Genomic DNA, 17,268 nt, shown 5'->3' on the forward strand with positions numbered 1-17,268 from the left:
AGACCTATTGTCCCGGCGGGTGGTGGGCGGCTAACTTGGAGGCGCCGCGGCACGAACCGTCAGTCCTCGCACGTCGTTTCCCCGGGCCGGACCGTCCGGGAGGATGGGGTTGGGCTCATGCGCAAGGTTTTGACCGGCTTCGCATTCGTCCTCGCACTCGCGGCCGGCGCCGGCGCGCCCGCGGCCGCCCTGGGCGGGCCGGACTTCACGTACATCGTGGGTTACTACGCGTCCGCCGAGGACTGCCGCGCGGGAGCGGTGGCCCAATACCCCAACCACGGGGCCTACTTCTACTGTGAGCAGGTCAACGACCACGCCTGGGCGCTGTGGATGCACTAGCCGCATCCCCGGACCGAGCGAACTCCCGGCCGACGACAGCCGGGCTCAGCGAGGTTCGTCGCCCTCGATGACGATGCGGTGCATGACGCGCGGGCCCCGGTAGTCGTAGACCGCGTAGTGCTGGGTGCCGCGGTTGTCCCACAGCGCGATGTCGCCCGGCCGCCATGTGAACCGCACCTGGAATTCGGGCCGGGTCACGTGGTCGAACAGGTAAGGCAGCAGCAATTCGTTCTCGCGTTCGTCGAGTTCGACGATCCGAGTGGTGAAGATGCGGTTCACGTACAGGCATCGGCGACCGGTCACCGGATGGGTGCGCACCACGGGATGCACGACCGGCGGCAGTGCCTGCGTGTCGCCGCCGCGGTGCGAGCGCGACTTGGTGACGTCGTGCTCTGCGGTGAGGCCGTCCAGCAGCGCGCGCATCGGCGCGGAGAGGGCGGTGTACGCGCTCTCCATGTCCGCCCACAGCGTGTCGCCGCCGAGCGGCGGCAGCGACACCGCGCGCAACATCGTGCCCATCGGCGGGCGGGCCAGGAACGTCGCGTCGCTGTGCCAGATGTCGGCGTTGGAGACCTTCGGCCCGTCGCCGTCGGTGGCCAGGACCATGACCTCCGGCAGGTCGGCCTCGGGCGGCTCGCCGAACGGAAAGCGCTGGAGTTCCCCGAAGCCGGCCGCGAAGTCGCGCTGGCGGCGCGCGGAGATGTCCTGGTCGCGGAAGAACAGCACCTGGTGGGTGTGGAGCGCGTCGGCGAGACCGGCATAGGCGTCCGCGCCGAGATCGCGGTTCAGGTCGATCCCGGCGATCTCGGCGCCGATGGCGGGTGTCAGAGGGCGGATGTCGAACACGGACACTCCAAGGTTGTTGTTGGATGCGAGCCATGCGAGCCATGCGAGCCGTGTGCTCGATATGCTCGATGTGCTCCAGCCAGTGAGACAGATTGTCTTAATGAATCGGCTGAGACGGAATGTCTTACACTCCTCCCGTGGATGTCAAGACCCGAACCCGCGCACGCATCCTGGATGCCGCCGAGCGCCTGTTCGCCGAACGCGGCATCGCCGCCGTGTCGCTGCGCGAGATCGGCGCCGCGGCGGGACAGCGCAACAACTCCGCCGTCCAGTACCACTTCGGCACCCGCGAGGCGCTGGTCCGCGCGCTGTACGAAGACCGCCTCGCGCCGCTCAACCTGCGCCGCCTCGACCTGCTCGCCGCCCTCCCCGACGAGCGCCGCGACGATCTGTCGGCGCTCGTCGACATCCACCTGCGACCGCTCGCGGAGGCCATGCGCGACGGTGCGCGCGAGAGCCACTACGCCCGGTTCGTGCACCGCTTCACCCTGGAGGGCGAGGTACTGTCCCCGCCGCTGGGTTCCGACGTCGCCGGCGGCGTGCGGGCCGTCACCGCGCTGATCGAGGACGCCCTCGCGACCGCCGAGCCGGACACCCCGCCCGCCGTGCACGCGACCCGACTGCGGCTGATGTTGCTCCTGGTCACCGCGACCCTCGCCGACAGCGAACGCCGCCTCGATCAGGGCGCCGAACTCCCCCTGCCCTTCGAGGACTTGCTGACCGAACTCGCCGACGCGGCAGTGGGCGTACTGGATCCCACGGGAGCCGTGCGACGACGCTGATCCCGCGGGTCTCTCCCACACCGCGCGCCGTGCCGCCGCCGAGGACGCCGCGATTCCTATCCTGTGGCCTGTGACATCCGGAGCAGATCACCCAGACGACCGCAACTCGGACAGCAAGCCGGAACCCGGAACGGGCACCACACCGGACCGTGAATCGGACAAGCGCGGCGGCCCCGGCCACAACATCCTGCTCCTGCTGATCCTGATGCTGCCCGCGCTCAAACTCGCCTGGACCGTCGGCGAGGGAAACGCGACCCGCGACGTGGTCACCGCCATGGGACCCGCGAACTGGCCCGACATCATCCTCGGCATGCTCCTCGGCGACGCGCCGTTCGCCGCTCTGCTCGCCATCGTGGTCTCGCGCGTCAGCTTCGCGTACTTCGCCGCCCGCGGCGCCGTACCACGCGGCGACGATCGTATGTCGCGGGCCCGCGTGGTGGGGGTGTCCCTCGCGACACCGCTCGCGTTCGGGGTGCTGATCGGCGTGTTCTTCGGGCCCTGGTGGGCGCTGACCACGGCGGTCGCCTCGGTGCTGCTCCGGTACGGCGTCGTCGTCGAGTACCGCGCCGGACGCCGCGGCCGGCACCCCGAACGCCGCGGCCAATCCCCGGCCCCGTGGCGGCGCGCGGCCTCGTTCGGCCGGGCCGCCGCGCTCGTGCCGACCGTGCTCGTGCTGCCGGTCGTCGCACTCGCCGACGCCCTCGACGGCCGCTCGTGGGCCCCGGTCGTGCACTGCTCCGTCGACTACGGCCGAGGCCCGACACCCGCCCGACTCATCGAACTCGACCGCGTCGGCAACGGCGTCGTCGGCTGGGACATCGGCGCCCGGGAGATCGCCAACGGCCTCGGCTGCGCGGCGGACGAGAACGACGTGGTCCGCGAACCGTGGTGGCGCGAGTGACAACGCGCCGGCCGTACAGATCCCGGCCGTGCGCCTCGGGACGTGCTTCGGCGCGCCCCGCGAGCACCCCGGTAGCGTCGACGCATGATCGTATGGCTCAACGGCACGCACGGCGCCGGCAAGACGACAACCGCTGCGCTCCTGCAACCACTTGTCCCGAATTCACGGGTGCTCGACGCCGAGAAGGTCGGCGAGACGCTCATGGACATCAAGCCCGGGCTGCCGGCAACGGACAACTTCCAACACTGGCCGCCGTGGCGCCGGTTGGTCGTCGAGACCGCCCACCGCGTGCTCGACTACACCGGCGGCACGCTGGTCATGCCGATGACCGTCCTGGTCGAGCGGTACTGGCGTGAGATCAGCTCGGGCCTCGGGCAACACGCCATCCCGATACGGCACTTCGTGCTCCACGCCGACCAGGACACGCTCCGTCGGCGGATCGAGGGCGACACCCTCCTCGGCCCCTCCCCGTTCCGTTTCCGGTACCTCGAGCCCTACGCCGAGGCGGCCCGCACCTGGCTGCACGCCGAGGCGGAGGTCGTCGACACCACACACCTGACCCCCGCCGAGGCGGCCCTGCGGATCGCCGAGGCGGTCGGCCGCGGGGCCGAGGTCGCCGGTGAGGACGGTTCGGACGATCGCAGGGCGGTCCCGCCGGGCGGGGAGTTCGCCGGCGAGGGCCGCGACGGGTAGTGGCGGGGTTCGGCTCGGTCAGCCCCGGATGTCGAATTCGCAGTAGTCGACGTCGGTGAGTTCGACCGCGTCCAGGTCGTCGGCGCGGGTGCCGCCCTCCTGGAAGTAGGCCTGGTGCAGGCCGGCGGCGACGATGCGTTCCAGTTCGCGTTCGGGGGCGCCGGCGTGGTGGGCGTCGAACAACTCCCGGGCGCGGTCGGGCGGAAGGGGTTGGGTGATGCGGCGCATGCGGGGGTCGTCGGTGGAGCCGGCGGCGGAGGAGAAGCCGAATCGGGCCCGCGTCTCGACGATCACGGCGCCCGCGGCGGCGGCGCGTTGTTCGGCGCGGCGGCGGACCCGGGGTTGCCACAGGCGGCGGACCTCCGCGTCGATCCTGGCGTCGACGGGTCCGGGCGGGTTCTTGCGGTCGCCCTTGAGGTAGCGCTCGACGGTGCGTTGACTGACGCCGAGGAGCGCGGCGACGGTGCGCGTGCGGTTTTGGTTCCTGCTCATCAGGAACCGTACGCGGGCCTTGGTGGACCGGGGCGGTTTGCGGGTGAGCACGTGTTGGGCGGCCTGGTCGAGGCCGTCGCCGATCTTGCCCATGCGGGTTCCTATTCGCCTTCGGCGACGGCGTCGACGCCGTCCTTGATGTGGCGGGCGGGGTTTTGTCCCTCGACGAGCATGCGCAGGGCCCATTCGAGGGGGCGGGTGCCCTCGTGTTTGACCATGCCCGGGCTGACTCCGAGGCGGAAGCCGCCCGGGATCGGCTTGCCGTCGGTCGTGCGTGGCAGCACGTCCAGCGGGGAGGGGCCCTCGGAGAGGTAGACGACGCAGTCGGAGAGCACCGCGATGGGGTACAGGTCGGCGGCGGTGGCGAGTTTGCGCATCTTGCGGTGCATGCCGACGCGGGCGTTGGCGATCACGGCGGCGCGGATGTCGGGACGCCAGGTCGGTCGCTCCAGCGCGGGCCAGCGGTCGCCGGGGCGGTAGCGGGAGCCCTGGGGGCGTTCGCGGAGCTTGCCGATGCCGCCCTTGACGGTCGCCTTGATCGCGGCCAGGACGATCGCGCGGGCGGGGTCGGTGCGCTTGTGCTCGGCCATCGCGGCCAGGAAGGCGGTGTCGTCGAGGTCGGGGGTGACGCCGAGGTCGGCCATGGTGGCCAGGTAGGCGTCTCGCAGGCGGGTGTACCAGGGGTCGAGGTAGGCGCCGTGCTCCGGACGGATCCACGCCTCGAACGGGTCGATCTCGGCGCCGAGTTCGGCGGCGTAGGCGACGGTGGGGGTGGCGTACCAGCCGGGGCCGGTCGGGGGCAGGCCGGTCGGGGTGAACGGGTTGGGCAGGCGGGGGTCGAGGTCGATGCCGGAGAGGTCGACGTACCAGCAGCCGGGAAGCTTCCGGTCGAAGCTGGGCGCCTCGACGTGGACCGGGGCGCCCAGGCCCACCGGCAGGCGGGACGCGGCGGCGAGGAAGGCGGTGTTGACGTCGAGGCCGACGGCGTATTCGCGGTTGCCCTCGTCGTCGCCGACCAGGTGGATGGGGCGGTGCCAGTCGTACGCCTCCTCCACCAGCACGTCGGCGCCGCCCCGGTTCTGCGCGACGGGGTGCTCGTCCGGTGCCTCCGGCGGTGCCGGGTCGACGGCCTCGGTCAGCGAGCCGCCGACCGGGCCGGAGCGCCAACTGCCGGTGCTCGGGTCCTTGACGGCCTGGGTCGGCGGGCGCAGCTCGGTCATCAGGGTCAGGCCGGCGACGGCGGTGGAGCCGCGGGGGGTGACCACGCGGGTGGCGTAGGTGCTCAGGAGTTCGGCCAGTCGTGGTGCGGGCAGGTCGGCGGCGGCGGCCCAGGAACGGGTGTCGAGCGCGTCCCAGCCGAGGAAGGCGAACTGCACGCACTGCCGCCGGCCGCCGTCGGCGGGCGGCCGGTAGACCTTGGTCCAGGGGCCGAAGCCGCGCCGGGTCAGCCGCCAGCCGTCCTTGGTGACCTGCTTGACCAGCTTGTGGTCGTCGGGCAGGCGCAGGTTGCGGCGGTCCTCCAGGTCGGCGGGTACACCCAGACGCTCGGCGGCCGCGGCGGTGACCACCACGAGCGGGTCGGCGTCGCGGCCGGCGCGGTGCAGGCGTTCGGCGCCGAGGCCGGCGTCCAGGGCCCAGGCGACCACGGCGGGCAGCGACTTCGCGGGGCCGGGCAGGACACGACCGTCGGCCAGGTATGCCACGAGCCGGGCCTTGTCGGCGTCGAGGACGGCGAGGGGGCCTGCGGGGAACCGGGCTGCGGGCTGCGCGTCGGAGGGGGCGGTGTCGGCCCCGGCGGCCGTACGGGTGCGGGGCGGCGACTTGGGCGATGCGGCCGAGGAGCCCGGGGCGGGGCGAGCCGCCCGAGACGAGTCGGGACGCGACGCCCACTGGGCAGCGGGCGGCCGGGCCCCAGGCGACTGGGCCACCGGCGGCGAAGACGCAACAGGCGCCTGGGCCGCAGACGGCGGCACGGCAGACGGCCGACCCCCAGACGGCACCGCGGCAGGCGACCGGCCCGCAGACGGCGGAGACGCGGCAGGCGGCCGGCCCGCAGACGGCGGAAGCGCGGCAGGCGACTCCGCGGCAGGCGACGGCGACCGTGGCGCGCTACGCACCCACGGCGCGGCGGCTGTCCCGGCCCCGGCGCCGCTCGGGCCGAGGTCCACGGTGAAGGTGGTGTGGGCAGCGGCGGCCGTGTCCGCCGCAGGCGCGCCCTCGACGGACCCGTTGCGTTCGTCGGCCGGACCGGTGATGCCCTCCGCCGCGTCGGCCCCGCCCGGGGACGGTCGAGGCGCGGGGTAGCGCTCGGCGAGCCCCGCCAACAGGCGGGCGTACGCCTGGCGTTGCGGCGGACGCGGGTCGCTGCGCCCGGCCTCCCACGCCACGACCGTCACACGCTGGACCCCCAGGGCGTCGGCGACCCGCTGCTGCGTGAACCCGGCGGCCTTGCGCAGCCTCGCACGCTCGGCCGGCGACGGGAGATCGCCGGGCGCCTCGGCCAACAACGCGTCCACGGCATCGAACAACGCCGGTTGGGGCTCGGACATGATCCACCTCCACCCGGCGAATCTATCAACAAGCACACTCCGAACCCGACATCGACCTTACACGGCAGCCGATCCCACGGGTCCGCACGCCGGCGACCGGCCCCGCCGCCGCGGCGACCGTCGCCCCGGCGGCCCACCGGTCGGCGAGCCGGCGACCGATGTCCTACGTGTCCTCGGCCGCGGCCCCTTCCACGATCGACAGCACGGTCGGGGTGGGGACGACCCCGGCCAACCGCAGGCCCGACGCGTGGAACAACCGGGCGAAGTCCGCCTCGGTGCGCTCCCGGCCGACCAGGGACGCCATCATCATCAGGTCCAGTGCCTTGCCCTGGTGCGGTTCGTTGCCCCGCGGGAGCACCGCGTCGACGACGAGGACCCGGCCGCCGGGAGCCATCGCCCGGCGGCAGTTGCGTAGAATGCGCACGCACTGCTCGTCGTCCCAGTCGTGCAGGATGCGCTTGAGCAGGTAGACGTCTCCGGCGGGAACCGAGGCGAAGAAGTCGCCCTCCGCCGTGGTCCAGCGGCCCGCCAGTTCCGGGACGTCCAGTCGGTGGCCGGCCAGGACGTGGGCATGGTCGTACAGGATGCCCCGCAGACGCGGGCCGGTGCGCAACGCGGCCAGCAGGAAGCCGCCGTAGCCGCCGCCCACATCCACCAGCGTGGCCGCCTCGGGGAAGGTGTAGCCCGCGGCGATCGGAACGTTCTCCGCCTCCGACATGGAGTCCATGCCCGCGTGGAAGACGGCGGCGGTCTTGTCGTCCCGGGCGAAGTGCTCGAAGAACGGCACGCCGAAGATGTCCTCGAAGGCCGAGGAACCCGTTTCCAGGCAGCGGGTCATCTCCCCGCTCGGCAGCCACATCGTGCGGTCCGTCAACATCAGCACCGCCGCGCGCGCCGAGACGGGCGCGTCGGAACGCAACGAGTCCCCCGCCGGGGTCAGCCGGAACCGGCCCCGGTCGTCCTCCTCGAACAGCCCCCGGGTGGCCAGGAGTCGCAGTAGCCGATACAGGTTCTGTTCCCGAGTGCCCGTCAGCCGCGCCAGTTCCGCCACACCGAGGGGTCCGTCGGCCAGATGGTCCGCGACACCGACCGCCGCGGCCGCGCGCAACGCGGCCGGATACAAAAACCCCAGGGCCTCCTCGACGACAAGGGCGGCACTGCGCCGCCCGGCCTCCTCACCCGCCTCGCGGGGATCACCGTTCATGCAATCGCCTCCGAACGCCCAAGCCATCCGAGTCGCACATCGAGCACGACGACAACCTGCCCACTCCCGGCGATCCGCGGTCTCGCGGTTCGCCGCCGCGCACTCTTCCACGTCCATCACGATACGAAGGTCCATCATGACGTTCCGTTAAGCCCGACGGGACCCCCGACGCACACTCGACCGTCGCGTCCCGAGACCGCCCCCGACCGGAAAGCCTTTGCCCGAGCCGACCCGGGTTGCTACCGTCACTCCCCGCGCGGGAGGCGCGCGATCAGCGGGACAGGGAGGTTGATGAATATGGCCGCCGTCGGCTCTCTTCGGCATGCCCTCGTCCGTCCCGCCTACTGACCGAGCGCGGGACGGGTCGTTCAACGACCAGGAGCAACGCGTGACTTCCTCTTCTTCCTCCGCCCGCATTCGGCTGACCACCGACCGCCTCGTCCTTCGGCCCTGGACCGCGGCAGAGGCCGACGCCGTCCTCGACGGCACCGGATCGGCCCACTGGGCCGACGACTTCCCCGCCGAAGGCGACCGCGTCATCGCGGGCCTGTTCGACGACAACCCCGCCTGGCTCGGCGAGCACGGCCACCGCCTGATCATCGAGCGGGACAGCGGCCTGGTGGTGGGCTCGATCGGCCTGTTCTGGCCGCCCCACGAGGGGACGCTCGAAATCGGATACGGCATCGTGGCCTCCCGCCGCGGCCGGGGCTACGCCCCCGAAGCCACCCTGGCACTGGCGGAGTTCGCCCTCGGAGCACCCGGCGTCCACACCGTGTCCGCCACCGTGGAACTGTCGAACCCGTCCTCGATCCGCGTGCTGGAGAAGGCCGGCTTCCACCGCTGGACCACCGAGGAGAACACGGCCCGGTTCCGACTCACCCGTCCGGACACCGGCGAACAGCGCTGACCCCGGGGGGCCTTGGAAGCACACGGCTTCCGGGGCCCCTCCCCGGCAGCGGCGGTGGCGCGGTGACGGTGGTCGCTCACGCGGCCGGCCACGCGCCGGCGGTCACAGGCGGACGACGACCAGGGCGATGTCGTCGCGGCCGCCGCCGGCCAGGCCGAGGCGGTCGAGGAGTTCGTCGGCAAGCCACTCGGGGCCGAGGCCGGTGAGGTCGCCGAGGGTGGTGGTGAGCCGGTCCAGTCCGGTGTCGACGTCCTCGTCGCGGCGTTCGATCAGGCCGTCGGTGTAGATGACGAGCGTGTCGCCCGGCTGGTAGCCGGTACCGGCCTGCGGCCGGGGCACGTGCTCGGGTCGAGCGCCCAGCGGCGGGTCGGTGGCCCGGTCGAGGAGTTCGTGGGTGCCGTCGGCGTGCAGAAGTACCGGCGGCGGATGACCGGCGCTGGAGTAGACGAGCAGCTTCGAACGACTGTCCACGAGCACACTGATCGCGGTGGTGGCGAGCGCCCCCTCGACGGAGCGCGCGTACATGCCCAGCACCTCCAGGGCGCCGGCCGGCCCGGCGACCACGCGACTGGCCGCGGACAGCGCGCTGCGGAGCATGCCCATGACGGTGGCCGCTTCCAGGCCGTGTCCGACGACGTCGCCCACGGCGACGCTGAACCGCCCGTCGGCCAGGTCGACGGCGTCGTACCAGTCTCCGCACACGTTCAGCGATTCCACCGCCGGCAGATAGCGCACCGCCACCTCGGAGTGCCGGGCCAGGTCCGGCGAATGCAGCATCGCCTCCTGGAGGGTGACGGCGATCTCCCGCTCCCGGGCGTTGGCCGCCCGAAGTTCCTCGTTCAGCCGCTGCAACTCCCGCGCCCGGACGAACAGTTCCGCCTCCGCCCCCTCTTCGTGTGCGGTCCGCGGCACCCCCTCTCCGCAGTCGCGGAAGCGGCGGGAGCGGATGAACGCGGTCACGTCCTCGACCCGGTGGATGAGCCACGCGACCTCCCCGTCCGGACCCTTGACGGGTGCGTTCACCGAGGACCACCAACGCTCCTCGAACACCCCGGGCCGCCCGGCCACGGGGATGTCGTACTTGTGCACCGCCATCGTGTCCGCCTCGCCGGTGGCGAGCGCCCGCTCCAGGGACGCCCAGAGATTTCGCACCCCGTCGGCGTCCGGGTCGGCGGGATTGCCGGGGAACGCGTCGAACAGGTTCCGCCCGAGCAGTTCCTCCCGGGTGCGGCCGGTCACCCGCAGATACGCGTCGTTGACGTCCACGATCCGCAGATCCGGCGCCAGCACCAGATACGGACTCCGCGTCGCGGCGAACAACGCCCTGTAGTCGACCTCGGCCCTCACACCACCACCGGCTCCCCATCCAGACAGCCCCTCTCGCCAGGCTACGCACCCCGCCGCCCATCGGCGCGCCGGCACCACGGGCCCCATCCGACGCGCCGGAAAGCCGGTCGTCGGGCCCGGGGGCCGAACTCGTGGGCGCCGGCAGTGCCGTGCGATTGCGGTATGGTTCGCGGCCGGGAACAGCGGGGAGATCGGCCGGGGGGCGACCATGGCGGAGGATTTCGGCCGGCGGGTCGAGCCGTATCGGCGGGAACTGCTCGCCCACTGCTACCGCTTTCTCGGTTCGGTCCACGACGCCGAGGACCTGGTTCAGGAGACCTACCTGCGGGCCTGGCGGGCCCGGGACCGGTACGACCCGGCCCGCGCTTCGCTGCGGACCTGGCTGTACCGGATCGCCACCCACGCCTGCCTGACGGCCCTGGAGACCCGCGGCCGCCGGCCGCTGCCCTCGGGACTGGTCGCCGACAGCCGACCGCTCGATCCGCTGGTCCACGGCGGCGAGGTCACCTGGTTGCAACCGATGCCCGACGCGCTGCTGCACCCGGGGGATCCCGCCGGCACGGCCGTCGATCGCGGCAGCCTGCGCCTGGCCTTCGTCGCCGCGTTGCAGCACCTCTCGGCGCGACAGCGCGCCGCGCTGATCCTGCGCGAGGTGCTCGCGTTCTCCGCCGCCGAGACCGCGGACATCCTGGGTACGTCGGTCGCCTCCGTCAACAGTTCGCTACAGCGGGCGCGGGCGCGGCTGGATCAGGCGGGTGTCCTGGAGGACGAGGTCGGCGAACCGTCGCAGGCGGAACAGCGGGCCTGTATCGATCGCTACATGGCGGCGTTCGCGAACGCCGACGTCGAGGCGCTCAAGCGGCTTGTGACCGACGACGTGCTCATGGAGATGCCGCCGATGCTCAACTGGTTCGTCGGACGCGACAACTACGGGCGGTTCATGGACTGGGTGTTCGACAAGGCGGGCACCACGTGGCGCCTGGTCCCCGTCGCGGCCAACGGTCAGCCGGGGTTCGCGGCCTACAACCTCGGCGCCGACGGCGTGTTCGAGGTGCACACGCTCCAGGTGTTCACCGTCACCGCTTTCGGCATCGGCAGGAACACGGTGTTCCGGGACGCCGAGGTGTTCGCGTCGTTCGGCCTCGCGCCGCGGTTCGGGGTCTGACGGCCGCCGGCTTCCGGGTCGCCGAAAAAAGTTCGCCTCGGCGCGATGAGTCCGGATCCCGCCGCCGGTATGTATCCGCGGAGCCGCACACGACTCCGGGTGCGTAGCGGATCGCGACCACCCGTGGCAGTACGACCGGAACGAGGGACACCATGACCGCCAACCGCACGCGAAGCGCGGACGAGACCGCCATCCTCCAGGTACTGAAGGGCGTGTACGACGCCTGGGACGCGCACGACGCCGACGCGTTCGTGGCCGACTACACCGAGGACGCCTGCGCGATCCTGCCGGGCTCCTACCGCCCCTCCCGCGAGGACGTCCGCCGGAGCATGGCGGCCGGTTTCGACGGCTTCCTGAAGGGATCGACGACCGACAACAAGGTATTGAGCATTCGCTTCCTCGACGAGGACGTCGCCCTCGTGGTCAGCGAGTCGAAGGTCGTCTTCCCGGGCGAGAGCGAAGTACCGGCCGACCGCGCCGCGATCGCGACGTGGGTGCTGACCCGCCGGGCCGGCAGGTGGCTGCTCGCGTCGTACCAGAACTCGCCCGCCGTCGTGACCGCGAGCTGACGCCGGTGACGGCGCCGCGGGGCACCTGAGCGCCGGCCGTGCCCGCCGCGTACCCCACACCGGGTACGCGGCGGGCACGCGTCGTGCCGCCCGGGGCCTCGGGGGGCGGGCGTCTCGCCGGCGGGATCCCACGGGCCGACGCAGACTCGAAGGATGGAGATCCACCGAGCCCACGGCCACGTGACACTCCCCGACCGCGACGACGTCGAGGTCACGCTCGACCTGTACGACTGGCCGGTCGACGGTGACACCCTCCCCCGCCGGTGGACCGCCGTCATCGACGGCACACCCGCCCTGGAGACGGGCATCGAGGGCGTCCTGCACCTCGACACCGAGCCGACCGCCCTCGGCCACCGCTTCCTCGTCGTCGCGGGTGGCGACCACGTCACCCGAATCATCGGCCACGACCCGACCTGATCCACCCCGCCGAACCGGCAGCACCTCCCGGAGCGGCCGCCCTCGTCCCCGATCTCGCATCCGCACGCCGGCCGGAGCCCGGCGGCCCGCGTCGCGGCCATCCGTTTCGGGGACGGCGGCGGCTTCGCGACTTACGGTCGAGGGACATGTGTGACGGTCGCCAACAGGGCATACGAGGGGGATCGGAAGATCACCATTCGACCGCGTGGAGCATGCGGAGCACGTGGAGAAGGGAGCCGAATGCCGTCCGACGTCGATCTCTCGGCGGCGCTGTCCAGGGTCAAGGAGAGCGAGACCTCGCTGGTCGCGCAGGTGCTGCGGACCACCGTGGCGGCGGTGACCTCGTACGTCGCCGCGCTGTTGTTGACCGGCCCCGATCCGCAGCCGATCCTGTCCCCGCTCACCGCGCTCCTGGTGGTCCAGGTCACCTCGTACGCGACGTTCACCACGGGTGTGCAGCGGGTGGCCAGCGTGGTCTCCGGGGTGCTGATCGCGGTGCTGTTCAGCGAGGCGGTCGGGCTCAACTGGTGGAGCCTGACCCTGCTGCTGTTGGCCTCGCTCGGGCTGGGGCACCTGATCCGGCTCGGCGATTCGATCAACGAGGTGGCGATCAGCGCGATGATCGTGCTGGGCGTCAGCCAGGTCGCCGACACCGCGTGGGACCGGATCGCGGAGACCCTGATCGGCGCCGCGGTCGGCATGGTGTTCTCCCTCGTCCTGGCGCCGCCGGTGCACGTCCGGCCCGCGAACGAGGCGGTGATGTCGGCCTTCGACGCGCTGACCCGACTCCTGGACACGATGGCGCGGGAGATCGGCGAGGACGTCAGCCACGCCCGGGCGCACGGCTGGCTGGAGGAGGCGCGCCGAATCGACCGGGACATCGTGCGCGTGGACGCCACGTTGTCGACGGCCGAGGAGGGCACCCGGCTCAACCCGCGTGGCAGACGGGCCACCGTGCGGGTGCTCGCGCTGCGCAGCGGCCTGGACACCGCCGAGATCAGCGCGGTGGCGCTGCGCATGGTGTGTCGGGCGCTGAGCGGGCTCTACGCGCGGGGGGAACACGGCGAGCCGGCGTACACCGAGATCCCGTTGGCCACCGCACAGTCGCTGCGCAGCCTGTTCCACTCGCTCGCGGCGCTGTTCGCGGCCTACGGCCATCTGGTCGTGCTGCACGGGGGGGCTCCGCCGGAGGAGGCCGCCCGGGCCGAGGACAACCTGCGCGAACGGCTGGCCGAGGCGCTCGAGGACCGTTCGCGCACCGAGGCGATCCTGCTCGCCGACTCGATCGAGAACCCGGATCGCTGGGAGCTGTACGGCACGCTGCTGACCGCCGTCGACAAACTCGTCGACGAGACCCGACCGGCGGGCTCTCCGGGCGACCTGGGGCAGCGCATCGAAGAGCGGCGACGCCGACTGGCCGAGGAGCGCCGACTGCGCGCCGTGGTCGCCCGGCCCGGTCCGGTGCTGCGCGAGCGCATCCGGCGGGTGGTGGCGCCCACCGACCGCCTGCTGCGCGTCCCGCGCCGGCTGCCTCGGCCCCTGCGGCACACCCTGCGGCGCCGGACCTGACGGCCCGGGAGCGCCGGGCGACCGGTGCGCGCGGACGCCGGCCATGTGCCTCGCACGTGTGGCCGGCGTCCGCCGCGGTCGCCCCGCCCGGGTCGCGGTCGTCCCGGTCAGCCCGCCTGGGCGAGACCGGTGAGGCCGGGCGGAAGGTCGCGGGTGTGCACGACGCCGAGGCGCTGCGTCGCGCGGGTCAGGGCCACGTACAGGTCCGCCAGGGTGAACGCGGCCGGCTCCGCGACGATCACCACGTCGAACTCCAGGCCCTTGGCCTGCTTGGGATCGAGCAGCACCAACGGCCGGGTCAGGTCCGGCTCGACGCCTCGCTCGGCGTGCGGGATCGCCGTCGCCAGCGTGTCGATCAGCTCGCGCGGCGCGATCACGGCGACGCGGCCGTCGACCGGGACCCGCGCGTCGGCGCCGCCGGTGGCGTCGCCCGGGTCCGCCTCCGGGGCGGCGACCCCTTCGTGCGCGACCGCCCACGCCACGGCCGCCGGCAGGTCCGCGGTGTGCCGCGACCACGGCTTCACGCCGGTCGAGCGCACCGAGTCCGGCGGCTCGAACCCGGGGTCGACGGCCCGCATGACGTCGGCCGCGACCTCCATGATCTCGGTCGGCGTGCGGTAGTTCACGCCCAGCCGCACCCGCTCCCAGCGGCCCTCGACGAACGGCACCAGGATGCGTTCCCACGAGCCGCACCCGCCCGGCTCCGAGGTCTGCGCGGGGTCGCCGACCAGGGTCATCGACCGGGTGGGGCTGCGGCGCATCAGCAACCGCCAGGCCATCGCGGACAGTTCCTGGGCCTCGTCGACCACGATGTGGCCGTAGGCCCAGGTGCGGTCCGCCGCGGCGCGTTCGGCGGAGGTGCGGTGGTCGAGTTCCTCCTGGCGTTCGGCGAGGCGTTCGGCGTCCACGAGGTCGTGGGCGCTCAGCACCTCGGACTCCTCGTCGTCGCGGTCCTCGAACTCCTGCGTGCGCGAGCCGTACGACAGGTCGAGCACGCCCTGCGCGTACGCGATCCGCCGCCGGCGTTCGGCCGCCGCCAGGGCCCGGGCCAACGAGTCGTCCTCGCCCAGGAGTTCGGCTGCCTCGTCGAGCAACGGCACGTCGGCGACGGTCCATTCGACGGCGTCGCGGGTGCCGAAGACCGGGTCGTACCCGATCGGCCGGCGGATCGCCGCGGCGTCCTCGTCGGACAGGTAGACCGGTTCGGCGAGGTAGTCCGCGACCAGATCCTGCGGCGTCAGGCGCGGCCACAGTTCGTCGATGGCCGCCTGCACGGCCGGACTCTCGGCGACCGACATCGACAACTGCGCGATCTCGCCCGAGCCGAGGAAGTTCGGGCCGCCGAACGGGTCGGCGCCGAGCTTGTCCACCAACTGCTCGGTCAGGCCGTCGATCACGCGCGACGCGAACGCCGGGCGGGCGAGGTTGTGCGGCAGCGGCGTCGCCCGCGCCTTGCTCCGGGCGGCCTCGGCGATCGCCGCGTCGAGGTACAGGTCGCCGTCGTCGTGCTCGATGAACAACGGCGTCTCGGGCACCGTCTGCCGGTCGGCCACGAAGCGGCGCAGCACCTCGGCCATCGCGGCCCGGCCCTTGACCTCGGCCGCCTCCGGGGTGTCGACGGCGGTGGCGGTCACGCCCGGGAACAGCTCGCCGGGGGTGGCGAATTGCACGCCCGTCTCGCCGAGCGAGGGCAGCACGTCCTCGATGTAGCCGAGGAAGGCGGGGTTGGGGCCGACCACGAGCACGACGCGACGGGTCAACTGCTCGCGGTTCGCGTACAGCAGGTACGCCGCGCGGTGCAGCGCGACGACGGTCTTGCCGGTGCCCGGGCCGCCCTCGACCACGAGCACCCCGTCGTGCGGCGCGCGGATGATCCGGTCCTGCTCGGCCTGGATGGTCTGCACGATGTCGTGCATGCGCCCGGTGCGGGCCGCGTCGAGCGACGCGAGCAGCACGGCGTCGGCGTCCGAGCCCTCGAAGCCGGTACGGGTGGCGTCGGTGAGGTCCAAGATCTCGTCGTGCAGCCCGGTGATCCGGCGCCCGGACGTGGTGATGTGCCGCCGGCGCCGCAGCCCCATCGGGGTGTGCCCGGTCGCCAGATAGAACGGCCGGGCGACGTCGGCGCGCCAGTCGATGACCAACGGCGTGTGCTCGGCGTCGTCGCGGCGGATTCCGATGCGTCCGATGTGATGGTCGGCGCCGTCGCGAAACAACAATCGCCCGAAACACAGGCCGTTCGCGCCGGCGTCCAACGCCGCCAGCAGGCCCGACTGCTCGAAGACCGCGATGTCCCGCTCGACGCGTGCCTGCCGGGTGCCGTCGTGCTCGCGCCCGAGCGCGCTCTTCACGGCGACCTCCGTCCGGGCACGCAGGTCCGCGAGGTGCGCATACAGCACATCGACGAATTCCTGCTCGTGTCGCAATTCGGCGTTTGACAATTCGACTCCCGGACGGATACCATGTCGTCATTGAGCAATCTGAATACCACCTGGAATCGGTATTCAGAACTCCCTAATATACCTCGCGAAAAGCCCCGGGCGTCAAGTCGCCCGGGGCTTTTGCGTTCCGTGTGCCGACTGCCGGCGCGCCGCTACTCGAAGCGCGCGGTGTCGCCCGCCCCGCGGCGGACGATCTCCGCCTCGTCGCTGGAGAAGTCGATGACCGTGGTCGGCTGGGTGCCGCAGTCGCCCGAGTCCACCACGGCGTCCACCGCGTGGTCGAGCCGTTCCTTGATCTCCCAGCCCTGCGTCAGCGGCTCCTCCTCGCCGGGCAGGAGCAGCGTGCTGGACAGGATCGGCTCACCGAGTTCGGCGAGCAGGGCCTGGGTGACGACGTGGTCGGGAATCCGCACGCCGACCGTCTTCTTCTTCGGATGCAGCAGCTGCTTCGGCACCTCCGACGTCGCCCGGAGAATGAAGGTGTAGGGGCCGGGCGTCGACGCCTTGATCGCCCGGAACACGTCGTTGTCCAGGTGTACGAACCGGCCCAGTTGGGCGAAGCTCTCGCACACGAGGGTGAAGTGGTGCCGGTCGTCCAGCTCGCGGATCGCGCGAATCCGGGCGATGCCCTCACGGTTGCCCAATTGGCATCCCAGCGCGAAACAGGAATCCGTCGGGTACACGACGAGCGCCCCGCCGCGGATGAGGTCGACCACACTGCCGATGGTGCGTTGCTGGGGGTTCTCGGGATGCACATCGAAATACTTCGCCATGCGCAGACCCTACGGGGACCGGGACCCGCTCCCGACCCGAGCCCACCACCCGGCGGCAGCCGTTGCGGGCGCGGATCGAGGGGTGCGGGGCTTGTCCGGAGTCACTTGTGGGGCTCGCCCCACGATCCGAGGCGTAGCAATCCGGTGACATGGCGGGACCCAAGTCGTCGACTGTTTCGAACTAACGTCGATCTTGCACGACGCGCCGCCGACTCCCGTCCCAACCCCGGAGGAAGCGGGCAACGTGTGCGTCCTCGACACCGATTGCTCGGGAGAA

Annotated in this window: 16 protein-coding genes; 9 read left to right on the forward strand and 7 right to left on the reverse strand. The window is 72.3% G+C overall.

The genetic code is table 11. The features are described from left to right. The first annotated feature begins 117 nt into the window (after positions 1–117). On the forward strand, positions 118–339 hold the full coding sequence (locus B4N89_RS43255; protein WP_078982091.1) for a hypothetical protein: 222 nt from the start codon (positions 118–120) through the stop codon (positions 337–339). Positions 340–384: 45 nt separating this feature from the next. Here the strand turns inward: B4N89_RS43255 and B4N89_RS43260 are convergent, their stop codons facing one another. Further along, entirely contained in the window at positions 385–1,185 is an 801-nt protein-coding gene (locus B4N89_RS43260; protein WP_078982407.1) for a TauD/TfdA dioxygenase family protein, read from the reverse strand. A gap of 137 nt (positions 1,186–1,322) precedes the next feature. Between B4N89_RS43260 and B4N89_RS43265 the strand changes: the two genes are divergently transcribed. The 3 genes from B4N89_RS43265 to B4N89_RS43275 all read left to right on the forward strand — a co-directional run bounded on the left by B4N89_RS43265 (position 1,323) and on the right by B4N89_RS43275 (position 3,561). Then, on the forward strand, positions 1,323–1,967 hold the full coding sequence (locus B4N89_RS43265) for a TetR/AcrR family transcriptional regulator (protein ID WP_161501021.1): 645 nt from the start codon (positions 1,323–1,325) through the stop codon (positions 1,965–1,967). A 70-nt stretch (positions 1,968–2,037) separates the two neighbouring features. Continuing rightward, positions 2,038–2,868: a hypothetical protein gene (locus B4N89_RS43270; RefSeq protein ID WP_078982093.1), complete on the forward strand. Its 831-nt coding sequence runs from the start codon at positions 2,038–2,040 to the stop codon at positions 2,866–2,868. A gap of 84 nt (positions 2,869–2,952) precedes the next feature. Then, a complete protein-coding gene (locus tag B4N89_RS43275; RefSeq protein ID WP_107504217.1) occupies positions 2,953–3,561 on the forward strand; it encodes an AAA family ATPase in 609 nt (202 codons plus the stop codon). Positions 3,562–3,579: 18 nt separating this feature from the next. Here the strand turns inward: B4N89_RS43275 and tpg are convergent, their stop codons facing one another. The 3 genes from tpg to B4N89_RS43290 form a co-directional block, all read right to left on the reverse strand. Continuing rightward, entirely contained in the window at positions 3,580–4,146 is a 567-nt protein-coding gene (gene tpg, locus B4N89_RS43280) for a telomere-protecting terminal protein Tpg (protein WP_078982094.1), read from the reverse strand. Between the two features lie 8 nt (positions 4,147–4,154). Further along, positions 4,155–6,602, reverse strand: a complete 2,448-nt coding sequence (tap, locus tag B4N89_RS43285) for a telomere-associated protein Tap (RefSeq protein WP_078982095.1) — start codon at positions 6,600–6,602, stop codon at positions 4,155–4,157. Between the two features lie 163 nt (positions 6,603–6,765). After that, positions 6,766–7,806, reverse strand: a complete 1,041-nt coding sequence (locus B4N89_RS43290; protein ID WP_078982096.1) for a methyltransferase — start codon at positions 7,804–7,806, stop codon at positions 6,766–6,768. Positions 7,807–8,194: 388 nt separating this feature from the next. Here B4N89_RS43290 and B4N89_RS43295 point away from each other — a divergent pair, with 388 nt between their 5' ends. Further along, positions 8,195–8,713, forward strand: coding sequence for a GNAT family N-acetyltransferase (locus B4N89_RS43295; protein ID WP_078982097.1), 519 nt, complete (start codon positions 8,195–8,197; stop codon positions 8,711–8,713). Between the two features lie 102 nt (positions 8,714–8,815). On the opposite strand, the gene B4N89_RS43300 is transcribed toward B4N89_RS43295, so the two are convergent. Further along, complete coding sequence (locus B4N89_RS43300; RefSeq protein ID WP_078982098.1) at positions 8,816–10,060, reverse strand: PP2C family protein-serine/threonine phosphatase; 1,245 nt, start codon at positions 10,058–10,060, stop codon at positions 8,816–8,818. Positions 10,061–10,268: 208 nt separating this feature from the next. Between B4N89_RS43300 and B4N89_RS43305 the strand changes: the two genes are divergently transcribed. The 4 genes from B4N89_RS43305 (at position 10,269) to B4N89_RS43320 (ending at position 13,780) form a co-directional block, all read left to right on the forward strand. Continuing rightward, positions 10,269–11,225 carry a sigma-70 family RNA polymerase sigma factor gene (locus tag B4N89_RS43305; RefSeq protein WP_078982099.1) on the forward strand — a complete coding sequence of 319 codons (957 nt, stop codon included), beginning with the start codon at positions 10,269–10,271 and terminating at the stop codon, positions 11,223–11,225. A 152-nt stretch (positions 11,226–11,377) separates the two neighbouring features. After that, a complete protein-coding gene (locus tag B4N89_RS43310; protein ID WP_078982100.1) occupies positions 11,378–11,794 on the forward strand; it encodes an SgcJ/EcaC family oxidoreductase in 417 nt (138 codons plus the stop codon). Positions 11,795–11,947: 153 nt separating this feature from the next. After that, complete coding sequence (locus B4N89_RS43315) at positions 11,948–12,211, forward strand: hypothetical protein (RefSeq protein ID WP_078982101.1); 264 nt, start codon at positions 11,948–11,950, stop codon at positions 12,209–12,211. 240 nt (positions 12,212–12,451) lie between these two features. Then, the gene (locus B4N89_RS43320) at positions 12,452–13,780 is read left to right on the forward strand and encodes an FUSC family protein (protein WP_078982102.1); all 1,329 of its coding nucleotides are present in this window, start codon (positions 12,452–12,454) and stop codon (positions 13,778–13,780) included. Between the two features lie 107 nt (positions 13,781–13,887). Here the strand turns inward: B4N89_RS43320 and B4N89_RS43325 are convergent, their stop codons facing one another. Beyond that, a complete protein-coding gene (locus B4N89_RS43325) occupies positions 13,888–16,203 on the reverse strand; it encodes a HelD family protein (RefSeq protein ID WP_078982103.1) in 2,316 nt (771 codons plus the stop codon). Positions 16,204–16,370: 167 nt separating this feature from the next. Next, complete coding sequence (locus B4N89_RS43330; RefSeq protein ID WP_078982104.1) at positions 16,371–16,991, reverse strand: L-threonylcarbamoyladenylate synthase; 621 nt, start codon at positions 16,989–16,991, stop codon at positions 16,371–16,373. Positions 16,992–17,268: the final 277 nt, after the last annotated feature.

The organism is Embleya scabrispora (assembly GCF_002024165.1).
In the GTDB taxonomy this organism is placed as follows: Bacteria; Actinomycetota; Actinomycetes; order Streptomycetales; family Streptomycetaceae; genus Embleya; species Embleya scabrispora_A.

What these genes read in the sequence shown, in the direction of transcription:
- B4N89_RS43330 (WP_078982104.1), bottom strand. Translation starts at nt 16,991, where the DNA reads ATGGCGAAGTATTTCGATGTGCATCCCGAGAACCCCCAGCAACGCACC.
- B4N89_RS43275 (WP_107504217.1), top strand. Translation starts at nt 2,953, where the DNA reads ATGATCGTATGGCTCAACGGCACGCACGGCGCCGGCAAGACGACAACC.
- B4N89_RS43305 (WP_078982099.1), top strand. Translation starts at nt 10,269, where the DNA reads ATGGCGGAGGATTTCGGCCGGCGGGTCGAGCCGTATCGGCGGGAACTG.
- B4N89_RS43255 (WP_078982091.1), top strand. Translation starts at nt 118, where the DNA reads ATGCGCAAGGTTTTGACCGGCTTCGCATTCGTCCTCGCACTCGCGGCC.
- B4N89_RS43315 (WP_078982101.1), top strand. Translation starts at nt 11,948, where the DNA reads ATGGAGATCCACCGAGCCCACGGCCACGTGACACTCCCCGACCGCGAC.
- tap (WP_078982095.1), bottom strand. Translation starts at nt 6,602, where the DNA reads ATGTCCGAGCCCCAACCGGCGTTGTTCGATGCCGTGGACGCGTTGTTG.
- B4N89_RS43290 (WP_078982096.1), bottom strand. Translation starts at nt 7,806, where the DNA reads ATGAACGGTGATCCCCGCGAGGCGGGTGAGGAGGCCGGGCGGCGCAGT.
- tpg (WP_078982094.1), bottom strand. Translation starts at nt 4,146, where the DNA reads ATGGGCAAGATCGGCGACGGCCTCGACCAGGCCGCCCAACACGTGCTC.
- B4N89_RS43320 (WP_078982102.1), top strand. Translation starts at nt 12,452, where the DNA reads ATGCCGTCCGACGTCGATCTCTCGGCGGCGCTGTCCAGGGTCAAGGAG.
- B4N89_RS43310 (WP_078982100.1), top strand. Translation starts at nt 11,378, where the DNA reads ATGACCGCCAACCGCACGCGAAGCGCGGACGAGACCGCCATCCTCCAG.